The 17,918-nt window shown below is 44.0% G+C and carries 16 protein-coding genes and 1 pseudogene; 11 read left to right on the top strand and 6 right to left on the bottom strand.

Going from position 1 to position 17,918, the window contains the following annotated elements; translation table 11 throughout:
• Window positions 1-94: 94 nt before the first annotated feature.
• The 4 genes and pseudogenes from OEL83_20875 to OEL83_20860 all read right to left on the bottom strand — a co-directional run bounded on the left by OEL83_20875 (window position 95) and on the right by OEL83_20860 (window position 3,046).
• Window positions 95-781, bottom strand: coding sequence for a hypothetical protein (locus tag OEL83_20875; GenBank protein ID MDK9709499.1), 687 nt, complete (start codon window positions 779-781; stop codon window positions 95-97).
• Window positions 778-1,521 carry an ABC transporter permease subunit gene (locus tag OEL83_20870; GenBank protein MDK9709498.1) on the bottom strand — a complete coding sequence of 248 codons (744 nt, stop codon included), beginning with the start codon at window positions 1,519-1,521 and terminating at the stop codon, window positions 778-780. The genes OEL83_20875 and OEL83_20870 overlap by 4 nt, the downstream gene beginning before the upstream one ends.
• A gap of 31 nt (window positions 1,522-1,552) precedes the next feature.
• Window positions 1,553-2,329: an ABC transporter ATP-binding protein gene (locus tag OEL83_20865; GenBank protein MDK9709497.1), complete on the bottom strand. Its 777-nt coding sequence runs from the start codon at window positions 2,327-2,329 to the stop codon at window positions 1,553-1,555.
• A gap of 618 nt (window positions 2,330-2,947) precedes the next feature.
• Window positions 2,948-3,046 (bottom strand): annotated as a pseudogene (locus tag OEL83_20860) (prepilin-type N-terminal cleavage/methylation domain-containing protein).
• Between the two features lie 498 nt (window positions 3,047-3,544).
• Here OEL83_20860 and OEL83_20855 point away from each other — a divergent pair.
• Both OEL83_20855 and OEL83_20850 read left to right on the top strand, forming a co-directional pair.
• Window positions 3,545-5,098 (top strand): ATP-binding protein, encoded by a 1,554-nt coding sequence (locus OEL83_20855; protein ID MDK9709496.1) that lies wholly within the window; start codon window positions 3,545-3,547, stop codon window positions 5,096-5,098.
• A 26-nt stretch (window positions 5,099-5,124) separates the two neighbouring features.
• Window positions 5,125-6,498 (top strand): sigma-54 dependent transcriptional regulator, encoded by a 1,374-nt coding sequence (locus OEL83_20850; protein MDK9709495.1) that lies wholly within the window; start codon window positions 5,125-5,127, stop codon window positions 6,496-6,498.
• 49 nt (window positions 6,499-6,547) lie between these two features.
• Here OEL83_20850 and OEL83_20845 read toward each other — a convergent pair whose 3' ends face one another.
• Entirely contained in the window at window positions 6,548-7,045 is a 498-nt protein-coding gene (locus OEL83_20845) for a GspH/FimT family pseudopilin (GenBank protein ID MDK9709494.1), read from the bottom strand.
• Window positions 7,046-7,483: 438 nt separating this feature from the next.
• Between OEL83_20845 and OEL83_20840 the strand changes: the two genes are divergently transcribed.
• From OEL83_20840 to OEL83_20800, 9 genes are all read left to right on the top strand, one after another.
• Entirely contained in the window at window positions 7,484-8,089 is a 606-nt protein-coding gene (locus tag OEL83_20840; GenBank protein MDK9709493.1) for a GspH/FimT family pseudopilin, read from the top strand.
• Between the two features lie 83 nt (window positions 8,090-8,172).
• Window positions 8,173-8,919 (top strand): prepilin-type N-terminal cleavage/methylation domain-containing protein, encoded by a 747-nt coding sequence (locus tag OEL83_20835; protein ID MDK9709492.1) that lies wholly within the window; start codon window positions 8,173-8,175, stop codon window positions 8,917-8,919.
• Window positions 8,916-9,425 carry a prepilin-type N-terminal cleavage/methylation domain-containing protein gene (locus tag OEL83_20830; protein ID MDK9709491.1) on the top strand — a complete coding sequence of 170 codons (510 nt, stop codon included), beginning with the start codon at window positions 8,916-8,918 and terminating at the stop codon, window positions 9,423-9,425. Before OEL83_20835 ends, OEL83_20830 begins: the two co-directional genes overlap by 4 nt.
• A gap of 20 nt (window positions 9,426-9,445) precedes the next feature.
• Window positions 9,446-10,087, top strand: a complete 642-nt coding sequence (locus OEL83_20825; GenBank protein ID MDK9709490.1) for a hypothetical protein — start codon at window positions 9,446-9,448, stop codon at window positions 10,085-10,087.
• An 88-nt stretch (window positions 10,088-10,175) separates the two neighbouring features.
• Entirely contained in the window at window positions 10,176-13,703 is a 3,528-nt protein-coding gene (locus tag OEL83_20820) for a hypothetical protein (GenBank protein MDK9709489.1), read from the top strand.
• Between the two features lie 31 nt (window positions 13,704-13,734).
• Window positions 13,735-14,193, top strand: a complete 459-nt coding sequence (locus OEL83_20815; GenBank protein ID MDK9709488.1) for a hypothetical protein — start codon at window positions 13,735-13,737, stop codon at window positions 14,191-14,193.
• Between the two features lie 251 nt (window positions 14,194-14,444).
• Window positions 14,445-15,722, top strand: a complete 1,278-nt coding sequence (sat, locus tag OEL83_20810) for a sulfate adenylyltransferase (GenBank protein MDK9709487.1) — start codon at window positions 14,445-14,447, stop codon at window positions 15,720-15,722.
• A gap of 116 nt (window positions 15,723-15,838) precedes the next feature.
• Entirely contained in the window at window positions 15,839-16,912 is a 1,074-nt protein-coding gene (aroB, locus tag OEL83_20805; protein ID MDK9709486.1) for a 3-dehydroquinate synthase, read from the top strand.
• A gap of 79 nt (window positions 16,913-16,991) precedes the next feature.
• Window positions 16,992-17,480, top strand: a complete 489-nt coding sequence (locus tag OEL83_20800) for a zinc ribbon domain-containing protein (protein ID MDK9709485.1) — start codon at window positions 16,992-16,994, stop codon at window positions 17,478-17,480.
• 77 nt (window positions 17,481-17,557) lie between these two features.
• Here OEL83_20800 and OEL83_20795 read toward each other — a convergent pair whose 3' ends face one another.
• Window positions 17,558-17,905 (bottom strand): hypothetical protein, encoded by a 348-nt coding sequence (locus tag OEL83_20795; GenBank protein ID MDK9709484.1) that lies wholly within the window; start codon window positions 17,903-17,905, stop codon window positions 17,558-17,560.
• Between the last annotated feature and the right edge of the window lie 13 nt (window positions 17,906-17,918).

The following is a 17,918-nucleotide window of genomic DNA, read 5'->3' as shown; positions in this document are numbered from 1 at the left end:
AAGTAAGTGCATGGCAGAAACACAGAAACAATAAAAATGCAAAAGTGAATTGGCAGTTTACGACCGACAACGCACGGGTAAAATTGTTGCGTCTTTATCCGACACTTGATTGTTGACTAGACACTAGCATTGCTTTTTTGAACATCTCTATTTCTTCGTGATATCGTTTCTTGACTGTCTCGTCTTCTTCACCTTTAACCATTATCTGTAGAGTTATTATTGCCGCTTGGAGATTCCCACCCTGAGCGGAGAGAATTGCGGCGAGATGACTGAAAATTGGCGGTGCATCTGGCTGTTTGCTGGCCTCTTCAAAGGTTTTTGCGGCGGCCAATGGGGCATCCAAATATTGAAAAGAATTGACGCCGGAGTAAAGACGAAATAAGAAATTATTCGGGTAGTGCGATATCCCTGTTGCTAAAATATCATTGGTATCTTGCGCAAATTCCAGACCAAGGTGAGGAAGATATGCTTGAGAATAATAGTATGGATCGACGAATTCTGGATATAGCAAAGTAATTTGCCGGTAATTATTAGAAAGAACGGGGGCGAAGGATGCTTCATCGGTGCCTGCTTTAATTCCACCGAGAAATACCGCTTCCTTGACGAAGAGGATTTCGGCTGAGATTTGGTGAAGATATCCAGTTGCTGCCTTCACCAATTGGAAAGAAGGGATAGCTTGAAGATTGCTGCGGGTGTCAGTAAACAGTTTTTCTTGTAACACAAAAACCGCGCAATAGACAGCCAAAAGCGGCAGGAGAAAGAGGTTGTACAGGAGGCTCATTGCAAGTCACGACGTTGATAAACTATGGAGGCACACCAGAGAATAACGGTCATGTAGGTGATCATGAGAACGATGTCTGTAGAAAAATATTGGATAAAAGGTTTCCCCTGTTCGCTGGTGATGAGTGCTTTAAAGTCAAACCTATTGAAATCGGGGAAAAGGGCGGTTAACCAACGAAGGATGGTGCTTAGCGAACGGCTGATCTCCCCTTCTCCGGCCAATGCCATCAAGGAATCTCGCACTACCGGCAGTCCGGTGCAGATAAAATAATAACTGATTGAAAGCAGAAGAACGGGAAAGCCTCCACGTATCAGACCGGAAAAAAGCATGATCACGGAAAGAATGGTCAATTCAATGCAATAGAGTCCGAGCCAAGAGAGTAAAAAATGGCCGGTGGAGAGATGATGAAAAAAGATCGGCTTAACCGAACCCTTGATAAGTGCGAGAATAACGTAACCCAAAATGGCTAAAATACAGTTCAGCAGGAAAAGCAGCATGGCTAGACCCAGAAAGACACCTAGCACATATTGGGGCCGAGAGATAGGTCGAGCAAGAATGGTGTGAATAGTACGCCGCTCTTCATCCCAGGCCATGACCTGCACAGCATGGAAGAATAAAAAGAGACAGCCGGTGAGCCAACCGACAGAGAGGATAAAATCTGCGGAAGCCCTGCCTATATCGCGAGGGATAAAATCAAAAAAAAGCAGCCCTCCAACCTCAAGAAGCAAGGTCAGCAGCACTAAGCCGATTAAGGCATGACGTCTGAGGCCATCAATTATTACCAGAAGAGCCAGACTCCAGATTTTTGTAAGCATTTTCTGTTCTATTAATTAGAGAGAGATAGGCCGATTCAATGCCGGCTTGCTGTTCATTCTTAAGAAATTCAGCAGGAATTCCATCGTAAAGGATACGTCCTCTGTGCAGCACCAGCAGTTGATCAACCAGTCTGTCAACATCACCCAGGATATGGGAACAAAAGAGAACGGTTTTGCCCTGTTTCTTCAAACCTTCGATAAGGTCAATGATCTGACCGCGACCGATCGGATCGAGGCCACTCATCGGTTCGTCAAGAATCAGTAATTGTGGGTCATTAAGAAGAGCGAGAATAAAATTTGCACGTTGTTGCATGCCCTTAGAATATGTACGCAAAGGGCTTCGACGAACATTCCAGAGCCCAAGTTGGTGGAGGAGCTCTTCACCCCGTTTTTTTCTAATGTTGTCGGGGATACCGCAGGTTGCACCTGTAAAGCGAATCAGGTCGTTAATAGTCAGATTTGCGGGAAAACTGGCAGTCTCCGGTAAATATCCGATCTGATTACGCAAGCTCAAATCAGATGGTGTTCGATCAAATAAGCTGATACTGCCTTGTGTCGGGCGAATAAAATCCATCAGCAGGCGAATCGAAGTGGATTTGCCTGCGCCGTTGGCGCCGATCAGGCCAAGTGTCTTTCCCTGTTTTAGGGAAAAGGAGACATCCTGCAAGGCCGGCGGTGCTGATCGAAAGAGCTCCTTGGAATATTTTTTCCAAACGTTTTTAAAGGTAATCATGTTATTGCAGTGTTGCTCTGCTAAAAATACAAAAAAACGAGGTGCTCTCAATTGAGAGCACCTCGTTTCTAACCTCGTTATGAGAAAATCATAATGGTGGTTAAATTATTTAACAACCCAACCGTTAGCTATTGTGAAATCCAAGGCCGCAACTGTTGCGGCAGGCGCGGCAGCAAGTGCCGTTCCAACAGCTACTATACAGGCACCACCAGCGGGAACCGGTGGACACTGGTATACAGAAGTAGAATCAGATTCCATACCGAAAGTGGTATCTCCTTGCAGATGTTTGGCGGCGGCTGTAAAGGAAACTGACGGATCGCCAGCATTAACGGGGGCAAGATCGTTAGAAAACAATGTGACGTTGTTGCCGACGGAAACTGCAACGCCTCTAGGTGTAGCAACTATGGTCTGAGCAAGACCATCCGCGTCAGCGTCTCCACCCAGACAAGCAGCACCTAAACCACCGCCGAAAGCCGCTGGAACGAACACAGCAACAGCTGCAGTTTCCTGGGAACCACCGTATGACTGCCAGTCTGCCATCATAGCAGCTTGGCTGGTGGCGATATTCTTGGTATCGCTTTGTGCCGAAGAGTTATAGCCTCTGATCCGGTAAGCGGCGAACTGCGGGATGGCGATTGCAGCCAGGATACCGATGATCGCTACAACGATCATCAGTTCCACCAGGGTGAAGCCTTGGTCGTCTTTCTTTAATTGCATAATTTTCCTCATCATGATTTTGCCCTCCTTAAGGGTTTTGCTATTGGTACTTCGTTGTGGACAGACTGTCCTTGCGCCTCGAACTTCTTTTCTTCGCAGTTATTAATTCACAAAATATGCCATTTGATAATATTTGTATTGGCCATTTATAACTTGCTGACTTGCTGATACAATAAACTGCTTCCAGGAAACAAGTTCAGGGTTTTCATTACCTCTTTTTAATTTGAAATTCAATAACGCTTTACACATTTTGGCAGTTAGTGACAAAAAATGTCAAGTCTTATTGGAATTTTTTCCTCAATTTGATGCAGTTGAATCGGCGATTGTGGCTCAGAAGTTTAAGTGACTCTTGTATGGCAGATATTTATTGTTGTGTTTTTGTTGTTAATGGTAATAACAGCAGGCAACCTGAATTCAACAGTTGAGAACCACACAAGGTTGCTGATAAGTACTTGTTTATCAAGCTGTTGTTCCTTGGCGGATTGGGTGGGATCGTTTATGATAGGAAAAGGACCTAAGACAGGAATTATGCTGACCTTTGCATTGATGCTCGTTTTAGCCATGTGCTTGCAAAGCGTAATCTTCATTTTTCTTGGAGTTCGTTCTGCCGTTCGAGAAGACGTGAGCCTGGCAAGTTTTACCCTGCAGGCACTTTCCAGATTTGCCACATATCATGGAGGAGGAAATGACGAAGAACGTCAACGGTTGATGGCAAGTTACGAAGATTTGCATGACGAAAAAACTGAAGGATTCTCATGCTTGCGGGTAGAATTAAAAGAAAATGTGGCTACCGGCCTTTTCCCTTGTTTGTTCCCTGAGGAATTGTCTGAGAAAGCAAAACAAGCAAGAACCAGTGGCAAACCAGCAATCGGTTTTGCCGGATCAAGTTGGAACGTTTTCCTCCAAAGAAGTGAGGTCGCTCAGATAGCCGTCCCTTTGCTCAGCAGAACCGGTCAGGTAGTTGGCACTATCTCGGCAGAGAGGTCCTTGCTGCCGATTTATGCGCGGTATGAACAGGATGTTTTGATTGCTTTCTTCTATCTCATTGTCAATACCGCAATAATCTGTGGGCTTGGCTATTTCAGGATGGAACGCATCCTTTTTAGACCTCTCGATAAACTGGTAGAGAAGGCCGACAACTATTGTTCGGACCAGCAATCTCTGTTCTTGATCAGTGATGAGGAAAATGCTTTTCGAAAGTTATCGACCAGCCTCAATGTCTTGTTGGATAGGATAGAAAGTGATAATCGCAAGCTTCGGCAAACTGTCAGCGAGTTGGAGGGAGTCAATAAAGACCTGAAGGATAAAAATGACCTGGTGGTACGTTCCGAGAAGTTGGCTTCGGTAGGCCGTTTGTCAGCCGGACTCGCCCATGAGATTGGTAATCCGCTGTCAATTATTCAGGGGTATGTGGGCTTACTCAGTCGTGATGATTTGTCCAGTGAAGAAAAAAAGCAATATTCCGACAAAGCCTACCAGGAGCTAGACAGGATAAAGAAACTGATCAGACAGCTTCTCGATTTTGCAGGGCCGATACGTTCGGCGTCAGGGCCATTGTCAGTAAATGGCGTCATTGATGAGGTTATTGGTTTTATCAAGCTGGAGAAATCGTTTTCCGGATGCAGTATAATCACAAGGCTTCATGCCGAGCAGGATCAAATAGTAGCAGACACTGACGCTCTTCGGCAGGTTCTGATTAATTGCTTCCTTAACTCCGTGGATGCGATGGCCGAACTTCCATATGTCTCAAGAGAGATTGTTGTCGAAACATTCAATGCCCCAACCGGCACAATGGCGACGGCCTTGATTGTCACTATACAAGATAATGGTGCGGGAATTGACGAAGCGCACCTCCAAGATATCTTCGATCCATTTTTTACCACAAAGGAAGTTGGGAGAGGAACCGGCCTAGGATTATTTGTTTGCCACACTATTATGGAAAGACTTGGCGGGAAAATTAGTTTGAGTAATGTGGAACCCTCCGGAGTTGCGGTAAAGTTGGAACTACCTTTACAGGACGAAGCATCATATGACGCCACCGAAAGAGTATAAAACTATAGCTACTGACTATTAACTCAATGAAACACAGTGTCCTGATTATTGACGATGAAAAAAACATGCTGGATATGTTGTCGGCATTTCTAAGCAAAGAAGGATATGAGATTTTTTCTGCCTCGAATGGGCAGGAGGGGTTGGTTGCGGCAAAGCAGAAGCCATTTGATTTTATTCTTTGCGATTTGAAAATGCCGGTTATGGATGGTTTACAGTTTTTACAGGAAGCCAAGAATATCAACATCGAGGCCACTATTATCATGATGTCGGCCTTTGCTACTGTTGATACCGCCGTGTCGGCTATGAAATCAGGCGCTTATGATTTTATTATCAAGCCATTCAAGCTTGATGAAATACTTTGTATTCTAGAGAAAGCCGCAGAGCGGATGGAACTGAAGAAGGAAAACCAAAACCTCCGTTGCAAAGTTCAGGAGCTTGAAAAGGATTTCGGTTTCTCGGACATTATTGGAGAGAGCCAGTCGATAAAGGAAGTCCTAAATCTGGCAAAGCGAGTCGCAAGTCATGATACTACGGTATTGATCACCGGAGAAAGCGGCACGGGCAAAGAGCTTGTTGCAAGGGGGATACACAAGCTAAGCTATAGAAACAAAGGGCCATTTATTTCAATCAACTGCGGTGCAATACCCGAAAGTCTTCTGGAAAGCGAATTTTTTGGCTATACGAAGGGGTCGTTTACCGGCGCTGACGCCGACCGGAAAGGCTTGTTTGAGCTGGCTAATGGCGGCACCTTACTGCTCGATGAAATTGGCGAATTACCGCTGACGCTACAGGTTAAGCTCCTCAGGGTTTTGCAAGAGAGGGAAATTCGGCCTCTTGGTTCGGGAAAAAGCCGAAAAATTGATGTTCGAGTCCTGGCCGCAACGGCAAAAAATCTTTCAGAAGGAGTTGCACAAGGACAGTTTCGTCAGGATCTGCTGTTTCGAATAAACATAGTTGAGCTTAAATTGCCTCCATTGCGCGACCGTCTTGGTGATATCCCTATCCTGGCACATGCCTTCATGGCCATTGAAAGTCGCAAAATGAATATTCCAATCAAAGGGATGACCCAAGGCACCCTTGCTGTCCTGGGCAGTTATCCATGGCCTGGTAATGTTCGTGAATTAAGAAATGCTATGGAACATGCAGTGATTTATGCTGAAAATGGTTGGATTGGGCCAGAGAGCCTACCCGGGAACATTAGCCCGAGGGAGCGTCGCGAGTCAGGGAATTTATTATCAAGAACGGTCTCCATTAAAGAGGGAAAGGTGCTTGTTGAAAAATACCTGATTGATAAAGCATTAGCCCAGACCAAAGGAAACAAGACGCAGGCAGCTGAACTGCTAGAGATCAGCTACCCATCACTCCTAAGTAAGATAAAAGACTATAATCTCGAGCCATAATATTTGTCGATGACTGGTATATATAATGGTATTTCGGCTCTGTTGGTAGTTACTTATTGCTCGCCAGTAGTTGCTGTTGTTTTTGTTCAACCCGGACTCTGCCGACGGCATTGATAACTACATCTATCCTGTTTCCGCCTGCATCTGTAAGAATAAATCGACCGGCTTTTACCCCGGGCGTGCCATTGAACCTCGCCTTGTTATTAGGAAAATTACTCGAAAGAGTTAGCCCGTTTTTAATCTGACAATGAGTTAGCTGCTTTTCATCGGATTGTTTTGACCAATCACTTGCTCGACCGGGAATTCTGCTGTTGTCGACAAATATTTTGTAGCCGCTCGAGTTTGCTTCAATTACTACGTCTGAATTGGTTTTTATGGCCTCGATTCTAGCGCAGTTCAACCAGCCAACCAAATTCGCGGCCTCTGCTCTGAATTCGGTTCGATGTGAAAAATTTAGAAGGGTTGGCGCACCTATTGCTGAAACAACCGACATTATGGCAAGAGTCATCAAAACCTCGGAAAGGGTGAACCCTTTTGAATTTATCATGATTTTCCTCTTCGATTTAAATAATTGGTTAGAAAACGAGGCTCATAGGAAGCAACGATAAAGTTGAATTGAACCACTTGTCGGGCGAACATAACTTCTGTCCTCGGATATAAACGGCGGTTCTTACAATTTTCTCATTTCCTGAATTTTGCAGAATTTTTTTATCGAAGGAGGTCAGGGTTTTTTACCACGTACTATTAAGAAGGTTGTCAATCACCCCCACTCAACTATAAAAAAATTTAATGTTTTAGAGGTTGGCAATGATCCACAAGAAAACGTAAACATTACATGTTTGATGTGTATCTTTTTGATAAATAAAGGTAAAAGCTGTTTGGAAAGCGGTTTAGGGAAAATGGCGCGGTAGTTGCTAGGTGTCATTCGCTGGACGAATGGCCTGCCGTTATTGAGTTTGATTGATGGTTAGGGAGATTTTTCAATATGAAAAGATTTTTTGTATGTACAAGAAAATTATTGAGACAGAGAATCCTGGTGCCGCTTTGTTCCGTTCGCGGTTTCTCTCTAATGGAAGTCATGATAGTCATTGGATTGATTGCAGTGATTTCTGCAATAGCAATTCCAGTGCTCAATGCCTTCATGCCCGGGTATCGTTTGCAGGGAGCGGTGAGAGGTATTGTGTCTGATATGCAGCAGGCAAAGACCAGGGCTATTAGAAGTAATAATAATGCTATCTTAGCGATTAATCCGCCGGGTGTTTGCATGGGATGGCCGGGGTGTGCTGCTCCTGCTGGACCCTGCTATAGAATCTTCATTGACACCAATAACGATCAAGTATGCAACAATGGTGATACTGTCATAACCAACACCCAACTGGATGCTACCATTACCTTTCCCGCTAATGGCAATGCCGCTAATGATTTCCTCGCTGGGGATGGTTTTAGAACCAGTGGTCTTGCCTTCTGGCCAGGTGGTGTTCCCGCTGTTATACCTCCGGTTAAAACACTCAATATTGGTTCCACCAGTATTCCAACAGTTTATCGTATAACTATGACTTCAGCCGGTTCAGTGAGGATGGAAAGATTATAGTGGTTCGTTTTTAAAAACATGGTGGTCATGATTTAAGCGTAATAGAAGATATGCGCTGATAAAATATAAAGGAGGTGCTGGGAGTGATAAATGAAGGTCTTAAACCCTGTCAAGGCTTAACAGAAGTTGGGGGTTTTACACTAATCGAGCTGGTTCTGGCATTGGCACTTTCCAGTATTGTTGGGATTTCCATCTATACGGCGTACGTTTCCCAGCAAAGGACTTATGTGGCGCAGGAACAGGTCGCGGAAATGCAACAAAACATTCGAGCTGCGATTTTTACAATGGCCGGAGAAATCAGAATGGCGGGGTATGATCCGAATAAATCAGTAGGAAAGCCGGCATTAACGGGAATCACGGTAGCAGGTAAAGGGCAGATGAGCTTTACTTTAGATGCCAATGGCGACAGGGATTTCAACGACGATGGAGAAATGATAGATTTTGGCTTCTCAGATGCTGCCGGCAGCGATGTTGATAGAGATGGTACTCCTGATATAGATGCTGATGGCGATGGTAATCCTGATGTATCCTTACCGCTTGGGAGGCAAGTTGGTGGAGCCGGAGGGTATCAAGCCATTGCTGAAAACATAGAACGTATTGAGTTTCTATATTTTAATATCAATGGACAGCAGACGAACGATTTAGGTGCCATTACCTCAGTTGGCATCTCTATTTTAGCGAGATCTGGACGGCCTGATCCAGATTTCACGAACGCCGGTACTACTTTTACTGCCGCATCCGGTGATGTCTGGGGCCCATATAACGATAATTTTCGTCGGCGCTTATTGGTTACAAGATTAGAGTGCAGAAACATAACGGGAAATCTATGAAATTAAAACCGAATAAAGCTGGGTTGAGCAGACAAACTGCTCAAACGACAATTATGCCCTTGCGATATAAAGAAGGGTTTACTTTGTTAGAAGTGTTGCTCGCAATGGTGATCCTTACTGTTGGCATTCTAGCCTTATTTGGCATGCAAATAGGTGCTATAAGGGGCAATTCGCTTGCCAATGATATCACCGACGCCTCTACCAGAGCACTCGATGAAGTTGAACAAATTTTGGCTATGAGCCCCGATGATGTTGCAACCAGAAGCAATAATGCCGCAATTAATACTGTATACGCCGGAGTTGGAGCAGGTGGTGCCAATATCACAGCTGATAGTGTCGAGATAAGTGGTAATTACACTATTTATGTGGATGGTACACCAGTATTGTACCCCGAAATAGGTGGTGAACAAGTAGGTATGAGGTTTGAGGTGTGTGTTGTTTGGCCCGAAGGAGGTGTTATAAAACAAGTTAGCCTTCTTATTAACAGGACAATGCGTAGAGCGTGAAGAATAGGAGAAATAAGATAATGATGCAATTACCCATGGTTCGAGTCATTAACAATGAAAGTGGTTTTGTTCTGGTCACTGCTTTATTAGTTATGATGGTTTTGATCCTGTTTGGTACTTTCGCCTTAAACACCACTACTGTTGAATTACAGATTGCTGGAAATGACCGTGTGGCAAAGGAAGACTTCTTTAATCAAGAAAGCTGTGTAGCGACAGCAAAATTTCGGACAGTAGCTTGGGTGACGACTGCATTCCTAGCTGGGAGTGATACTGTAACCTTCCCTCCTACTGTTCCGATAACGGATGTAAATGCAAATGGCATTGAAGATTTGAGTGAATGCATTGCTCCCAATGGTCAGATAGTGGGCTCATTCAGAGCCCGAAAAAATGAGGAGACCAAAACACCAGTTACCACGTGGTCCGATCTACTCAGATTTGGTGCTGCTGGAGATCCAGCGAAGCATCCAGCCAACGATTTTCCACCTCGGCTACATATTGATAAGCCAAACTTCATTGAAGAGGCGGACTTTTCACAAAGAAAAGGGGATGGGCAACAAGATTCCGAATACCGCCACCTTGTTGTGACAAGTTACGCAGTGGTAAATGACCGTACTGCTATAGTACAAGAAGGGGTTGCAAGACCAATTCCTGTAAAAAAATAATAAGAATATTCATAAAAGATTATTAAGTGATACGGATAATAAGGACGTTTGTTATCAGAAGTATCCCCAGGATACAGGAGCGTGTGGCATGAAAAAAATTAGCTTAATAGTTTTGCTTTTGATGTGCATGGTACGACCCGCTTGGGCCGACGATACGGACATTTACGGTGTTTCAAATATAAGTGTGAAACCAAATGTACTCATTATATTTGACAACTCAGGGAGCATGGGGACTGAGGACGTACCCGGCGATATATACGATTGGCAGACAGACTACTCGTATGCAGGTGGGAGACCCAGGTACAATGTATACAGAGAAAGAGATGGTAATTTTAATACCCTTTATTTTGCAAATTTGGATAGTGATGCCAAGTGGCAATGTGCTGCTGCAAAGACAGCTTTATTATCAGATGGATATTGGATTGGCAATATTCAAGTCAATAGTACGACAGGTGTCGTGACTTGTGGTGGGACGAGACAAAGAACATTAAGGTTGGGGAATTTCCAGAATTTCGATGACCAGGACTTGGGTGCAAATAAATCTCGTATAGAGGTGGCTAAAAAGGTTATTGCCAAGTTGATATATGACAACGCCGATAAGGTTCGTTTCGGGCTGATGAAATTTAACGCAAAGACGCCATCTAGTTATTATGGTGCGGCAAATTGTAATACCGAGTTAGCTGCTGGAGATAAATGTCATGAAGGAGGCTACATTATTGCCGGATGTGGCGCCAGCACAACCGACTTGATAGGTAGTTTTGACCCTGCTACTACAGTATTTACCAACAGCGATCAATCAGCAAATTTCGGTGCAATTGGCGGCATGCAAGCCAGCACATACACTCCTCTTGGCGAAACAATGGCCGAAGCAGGGCGCTATTTTGCGGGACAAACGAGTTGGTATAATGGCGGCACCATTGGTACTGGTTTTCCGTTTGGCAAATTCCTTTCGACGTGTGCTGCGAGTGGCACTGGTTGTCGGGATTATAGCAGCGATTCACCGATACAGTATCGATGCCAAAAAAGTTATATAATATTTATGACTGATGGGGCTCCAACTCAGGATTATAACCCCAAGTTGAAAGATAATCAGTATATCAATAGTATAAAAATTCCTGCTGCTGGAAAGGATGGAGCTCACGATTACTTGGATGACGTGGCGTATTTTCTTGCCCATAACGATCTCCTGAAAACCGGATCAAATCCTTCTGCCAGTGAGTTGCTGAAGAAAGGACAGCCTGGCGATTTTGAGGATCAGACGGTTACGACATACACGATTGGTTTTAAACAACAACTTGCTCTTTTGCAAAATGCCGCAACCAATGGTGGTGGTAAATACTATACTGCCGATGATACATCTACCCTCAGTGAAGCTCTTAATAACATTATCACTGATATTCAGGGTGACAGTGAGAGTTTTACCGCAGCCGCGGTGCCAATTAGTCGTGCAAACAAGATTTTTGCCGGCAATTTTATTTATTACGGGCTCTTTCAGCCAAAAAACAACAAAAATTGGGTTGGTAATGTTAAAAAATACGGGATTACCAATCAAGGGGTTATCGTTGATAAATATGGTAATGAAGCTGTTAGTGGAGGGGTATTACAGGGGAATGCAGTGTCTTATTGGAGCAGTTCAGCCGATGGGCCTGCTATTCAGAAGGGTGGTAGTGGGGGAAAATTGTTCGATGATTTGGAGGCTGGATTTGTTCGCAAAATATATACCTATACAGGTTCTTCCAATAATTTAACTGATTCGACAAACAGTTTTTCTCCTGGCAACACTGCTCTTGCAGCGATTAATCCCGGGCTTACCTCACAGGTGATTGGTGACATCAGGCATGACAATGATAGTGAATGGCCCTATGGGAGTTTTCTCCATTCCCAACCATTAGTTGTTCACTATGATGACAATGGAGATGGCACTGATGACCATTCCATGATCTACATAGGTGGAAATGGCGGTATGTTGCATGCTATCGATGATAATGATGGCAGCGAAAAATGGGGATTTATTCCACCAGATCTACTCGGTGATATAAATCAGTTGCCTGGTGCAACAAGTTTGCAATATTACGTTGATAACTCTCCAGTTTTATACTCATACGATCATGATAACAACAAGAATACTGCGAAAAAAAAGATCACCATTTTCGGTGAACGCCGGGGAGGGACTGTTTACACAGCCCTTGATATCAGTGATTACAATACTCCTTTGTTAAAATATCAAATTAAAAATGATATCCTTGGGGGCGGGAATAAAGTTCTTGGTTTGTCTTGGGGAGAACCGAAACCAGTCACAATCGGCTATATGGATGGAACAACATATAAAACCAAGGATGTGTTTGTTATGGCTGGAGGATATGACACCAACCAGGATAATGCAACTCCCGCGGCAACTGATGATGAAGGACGGGCAATTTATGCAATTGATGCCTTGACCGGCCTTTTGCAGAGCAACATCAACTTCAATGTTGATAATTTTGCGAGTATGACCCACTCTATTGTGGCGGTTGCACCGTTTGAGAATCCCCAAACCCGAACTACCACAAGAATTTATGCTGGTGATATGAATGGCAATATGTTTGCTTTCAGGGATGATATTTTCCATCGCAATCTCGACAAAACCAAGGACTCTCTTTTGGGTGGATATGATGGAAAGGAGGATGGAGATTGGGGACAGAAACTGAAGTTGTTTTCCTCTCCAGGGAAAAAGATCTTTTACCCACCAAATATTGTGAATGTATATTTCCCGGTGAGTTTTACCTATCCGGCTGGTGAAATTGATCCTGTTGCAGATGTTGTGCAAACAACAAAGAGAGTCGGGGACTATGTGTTTTATGGAACTGGGGATCGAGAACATCCAGAAGACATCACAGTGCTTAATGAATTTTATGCCATTAAGAATAATTGGCAATGGAATGATAATGTTGACACGGCCTCTATAGACGAGAGTATAAACCCTGAGATAGTCAAAGCATATATTGACGTTCTTGATCTTGGGAAGATTAAGTCAAAAGCTGATAACACTGTCATTGTAGATCGAGATTTAGATGGGAAGATTGTCGCATCATCAACCACAAAAAATTTTATCCTCGATATTACGGATAATCTTTATCAGAACCAAGAGTCTGATATCAATAAACAAATGCTTTTCAAAAATTATGTTATTGATGCTATTAACCATGCAAGGAATAAGGGTTGGTTCCTTCGATTTGTTGAGGCTGATGGTAGTCAAACTGGTGAAAAGATTGTTTCATCCCCTGTCATTTATGCTGGCGTTGTTTATTTTACGACATATATTCCCGAGCAGGCAACCGCTGGAAATAGCGGTGATCCCTGCGACAATCCTGGTGCCAGAGGGAAAGGAAAATTCTATGCGTTAGGCGCAAGATTCGGTGAGGCTGTATTCTCAAATTTTAATAACGCTGGACCAGACAATGTGCCGGTAAAAGAAGACCGTTCCACAGATCTAAAGGGAAAAGGAATTCCTCCTACTGTTGTATTGGCTCTACATGAAAATCAAATTAATCCGATAATCAATGTTGGTCTCGAGATTTTTGAGACTGCTCCTAGTGAGCCTCTGGTGAGAGACTACTGGAGATTATTGAATCGCTAACTGTCCTAAATTTATAGTGGAGAGGATTCCCATGATTAATAAAAAAGGTCTTTACTCAAACATTAAGGTTGTTTTTCTCACTATTGTTTGTTCGTTGGCATTCACTTGGGCAAGTCTTGCTTATTCGGAAGATCAGTCTAATGATACAATGAGTTCCGCAACCAATGAATTCCGCGCAGCTATCATGGAGATAGATTTAGACAACAATATGATGGTTATTGCCGAGAAATCCGTTATTCTGCCTTTTACCCTTCAAGATAATACAAAAATTTGGGACACAGAATTTCTCGACGGCACTGGGCAAAGGATGTCGGTTAATCTTTTCAAGAAAGGAGATCGTGTCTTGGTAGAAGGGAAAGAAATCTCCTCTGAGAGTATTCGCGCGAGCAAAATCAAGCTACTAAGCAGGAAAAAGGCAAAAAATCTTTCCGCCGATGAGTCCGAACAGGAAGATCTCCCAACCTTACAAGGTGGAGTTTGGAAAAACTAGATTCATAAAGCTGATAGGTCGTGCGTTAGTGTAAGGGCTCCATCCAAACCGGAATGGAGCCCTCGCTGTTTCTACATTTCAATCCTCAATGAAATTTGAAACAGAGCCGGTAAAGCGATTTTCTCTTGACTTTTGGGTGATAATTTATATATATATTGGCCTGTAAATGAATAACCGTTCAGTATGCTGTGCATAGGTTTGCGTAGCTTGAAGTTTAGTAATTATAAACCCTTAAAAAGAAGAGGAACTCTATGTCTAAATTAGTTGCACCTCATGGTGGAAAAGGTCTTGTTTGTGCTTTACTTGAAGGCGCTGCTCGTGATGCAGAACTCAAAAAAGCAGCTGGCCTCAAGCAGATCGAGATCTCTGCTCGTGCTAAAGGCGATCTGATCATGATGGGAATTGGCGGTTTTTCTCCACTGTCCGGTTTCATGACCAAAGCTGATTGGAAAGGCGTTTGTGAAAATTTCCAGCTGGCAGATGGTACCTTCTGGCCGGTACCCATCACCCTTGACGTAACCACCGCTGATGCAGCCGAAATCGCTGTTGGTCAAGAAATTGCTTTGGTTCGCAAAGGCGAGACCTATGCTACCATGAAGGTCACTGAGAAATTTGAGATGACCGAAGCTGACAAGCGTTGGGAATGTGAGAAGGTATTTAAAGGTGAAGGTGAGGAATCTGTTGGTGACAAATTCTGGGAGATCGCCCCGAAAGATCATCCTGGCGTTATCATGGTTTTCGCTCAGAAAGATGTCAACCTCGCTGGTCCAGTAAAAGTACTTTCCCAGGGCGAATATCCTAAAGAGTATCCAGGCGTGTATCTTACCCCTGCTCAAACCCGCGCAATGTTTGAAGAGCGTGGATGGGCAAACGTTGCTGCTCTGCAGCTCCGTAACCCGATGCATCGTTCCCATGAGTTCCTTGCTAAGATCGCCATCGAGGTATGTGACGGTGTACTGATCCATTCTCTGATCGGTAACCTCAAGGCCGGTGACATTCCTGCTCCGGTACGTGTTAAGGCTATCGACATCCTGATCGAGAACTACTTCGTTAAACAACACGTTATTTCCGCTGGTTACCCATTGGATATGCGTTATGCCGGTCCCCGCGAAGGCCTGCTCCATGCAACCTTCCGTCAGAACTACGGCGTTAACAATATGTTGATTGGTCGTGATCATGCTGGCGTTGGTGATTTCTACGGTCTCTTCGAGGCTCAGACCATTTTTGATCGTATTCCGAAAACCGGCGATCCCAAAAAAGACCTTCTCTGCAAGCCGATGAAAATTGACTGGACTTTCTACTGCCATAAGTGTGACGGTATGGCTTCTCTCCGTACTTGTAATCACACCAAAGAAAGCCGCGTTATCCTTTCAGGCACCAAATTGCGTAAAGCCCTTTCTGATGGCGCAGAGGTTGTTGACCATTTTGGTCGCGATGAGGTTCTGGTTCATCTCCGTAAGTACTATGAGGGTTTGACCGAGAAAGTCGAAGTAAAAATGCAAGGTGCAGCTTCTGGCGCAGCAATGTAACTTTTGACTTCAATTAAGTAGCACCGGGAGATACCGTCTTTGACGGTATCTCCTTTTTTTTTGTAGGGGCTTTATGCCGATTCTTTGTACACGTTGTTTTATCGGTTGAGGTGTGTATGTCGGTTTTACAAGTAGGTCTTGGCGAGAGAAGTTATCCAATCACTATAGGGAGTGGAAATCTTCCTAAGGTTGGCGAGGATTTAGCTATGAAAGCAATAGCCAACCGGTATGCCGTTATCGCTGATGACCTGGTGTCATCTCTTTACGGTGATGCATTGATGGCGAGTCTTTATAAAGCAGGTATTCAAACCGAACATTTCTCCTTCCCTCATGGTGAAGCAAATAAGACCCTGCAAACCATCGGCAACCTTGCAGGCCGTTTGGCCAAGTCCGGTTTTGATCGTAAGGATGCCTTAATTGGTTTTGGTGGAGGTGTGTCAGGTGATATTACAGGATTTCTTGCCTCTGCATATATGCGCGGAATCCCATTCATTCAAATACCAACAACACTTTTGGCGCAGGTAGATAGCTCTGTTGGCGGTAAGACCGGTGTCGATATCCCAGAGGGGAAAAATTTAGTGGGAGCATTTTACCAGCCTCAGGCGGTTTATATTGACATTCAACTCCTCAAGACACTCCCTCGAGACGAGCTGCTAGGTGGGCTTGCCGAGGTAATAAAATATGGCGTGATTTGGGATGCTGATTTTTTCCAATTTCTTTGTGATAACAGAGAAAAAATACTCCGGCTTGATGAAGAGGTCATCAGTGCAATGGTGCATACTTGTTGCAAGATAAAGTCTGAGGTTGTTTCACAAGATGAAAGAGAAGGGGGGATCCGACGAATTCTTAATTATGGCCATACCATCGGCCATGCAGTTGAGGGAGCGTCTGATTATCGTATAAATCATGGATATGCAGTGTCTATCGGGATGGCTGCCGCTGCAAAATTAGCAGAGCTTGCCGGCTATTTACAGCATGAAACCACAGAGAAAATTATAGAGATACTCGTCGACTACGGGATGCCCATTGAGGTCCCAAGGATGCTTGACAGAGAGAGAATTAAAAAATACCTTTTGACGGATAAAAAAACCGTCGGAGGAAGAGTGCATTATGTACTTCCAACTGAGATCGGCAAAACCTGTATTGTCGCCGATATTGACGAAGAATTGGTCAAACAGGTTCTTGGTTGAATGCTTTGAAATTATTATCGATGATTTTTGATAACGCTTAAGGAAATGGAGTGCCATCTCCCGTCATTTCGGAGTTACTATGCCGATTTATGAGTTTTTCTGCAGCTCTTGTAATGTAATCTTTAACTTCTATTCGTCTCGGGTAAATACCGACAAGAAACCTGATTGCCCGCGGTGTGGGCAAAAAGATTTAGCCAAACGTATTTCAACATTTGCAACCATAGGCAAGGCAAAAGAGAACGAAACTGAGCCTCTTGCCGGGATTGATGAAACAAAGATGGAAAGAGCCTTTGAATCATTGATGCGGGAGGCTGAGCATGTGAATGAGCAGGACCCCAAGCAGATGGCGGCTCTTATGCGAAAATTCACCTCAAAAACAGGCATAAATCTCGGTGGTTCAATCGATGAGGCCCTTTCGCGAATGGAGGCTGGTGAAGATCCTGAACAGGTAGAAAGAGAAATGGGTGATCTTTTCAGCAAGAACAGTTTGAGCTTAGACTTTATTAAAAAGAAAGTTTCTCGTAATAGCCAGCAGCCTTTGCATGACCAGAAGCTCTACGAGCTCTAGGGTGAAAAATATCATTATTGTTGATAGATTTTCTGTCGCAGCGGTTCCTTGTGTCCATTTTTGCCCGTTTTTGTTGTTCAATGTACCGTTTCGTTGCCACTTGAGCCGGTAATAAACATGCCTTGGATTGCCGTATCCTTTTCTTTGAGGAGTTTTCTTACCTCTTCCTCTAAAATATTCAGTGACTTTGCCAAATCCCGAATATCGTAGCAGGGTTGGCCATCTGTAGTGAAATGACTTGGCCGTAGGTCTGGAAATGAAGTGTTGGTCGCAAGGGTTGAAGCGTCAAGCAGCAATTGCCGTATTTCCGGTGGACCATAGAGTATGAGCCATTCCACGGCTTCCACCCAGACCTTTCCATCAACCGTTTTATGCGATAGAACTTCCATTGCGCTTTCTAAATCCCAGAGATCCTTAAACTCCATGATGTGTTTTCTC

The organism is Desulforhopalus sp. (assembly GCA_030247675.1).
Classification (GTDB): domain Bacteria; phylum Desulfobacterota; class Desulfobulbia; order Desulfobulbales; family Desulfocapsaceae; genus Desulforhopalus_A.
This window is presented reverse-complemented; position numbering and strand designations above follow the sequence as displayed.

Bases quoted from the DNA above. Each gene is read 5' to 3' on its own strand.
- OEL83_20840 (MDK9709493.1), top strand. From the start codon at position 7,484: ATGAAAAGATTTTTTGTATGTACAAGAAAATTATTGAGACAGAGAATC.
- sat (MDK9709487.1), top strand. From the start codon at position 14,445: ATGTCTAAATTAGTTGCACCTCATGGTGGAAAAGGTCTTGTTTGTGCT.
- OEL83_20875 (MDK9709499.1), bottom strand. From the start codon at position 781: ATGAGCCTCCTGTACAACCTCTTTCTCCTGCCGCTTTTGGCTGTCTAT.
- OEL83_20845 (MDK9709494.1), bottom strand. From the start codon at position 7,045: ATGATAAATTCAAAAGGGTTCACCCTTTCCGAGGTTTTGATGACTCTT.
- OEL83_20850 (MDK9709495.1), top strand. From the start codon at position 5,125: ATGAAACACAGTGTCCTGATTATTGACGATGAAAAAAACATGCTGGAT.
- OEL83_20820 (MDK9709489.1), top strand. From the start codon at position 10,176: ATGAAAAAAATTAGCTTAATAGTTTTGCTTTTGATGTGCATGGTACGA.
- OEL83_20865 (MDK9709497.1), bottom strand. From the start codon at position 2,329: ATGATTACCTTTAAAAACGTTTGGAAAAAATATTCCAAGGAGCTCTTT.
- aroB (MDK9709486.1), top strand. From the start codon at position 15,839: ATGTCGGTTTTACAAGTAGGTCTTGGCGAGAGAAGTTATCCAATCACT.
- OEL83_20800 (MDK9709485.1), top strand. From the start codon at position 16,992: ATGCCGATTTATGAGTTTTTCTGCAGCTCTTGTAATGTAATCTTTAAC.
- OEL83_20830 (MDK9709491.1), top strand. From the start codon at position 8,916: ATGAAATTAAAACCGAATAAAGCTGGGTTGAGCAGACAAACTGCTCAA.
- OEL83_20815 (MDK9709488.1), top strand. From the start codon at position 13,735: ATGATTAATAAAAAAGGTCTTTACTCAAACATTAAGGTTGTTTTTCTC.
- OEL83_20825 (MDK9709490.1), top strand. From the start codon at position 9,446: ATGATGCAATTACCCATGGTTCGAGTCATTAACAATGAAAGTGGTTTT.
- OEL83_20795 (MDK9709484.1), bottom strand. From the start codon at position 17,905: ATGGAGTTTAAGGATCTCTGGGATTTAGAAAGCGCAATGGAAGTTCTA.
- OEL83_20855 (MDK9709496.1), top strand. From the start codon at position 3,545: ATGATAGGAAAAGGACCTAAGACAGGAATTATGCTGACCTTTGCATTG.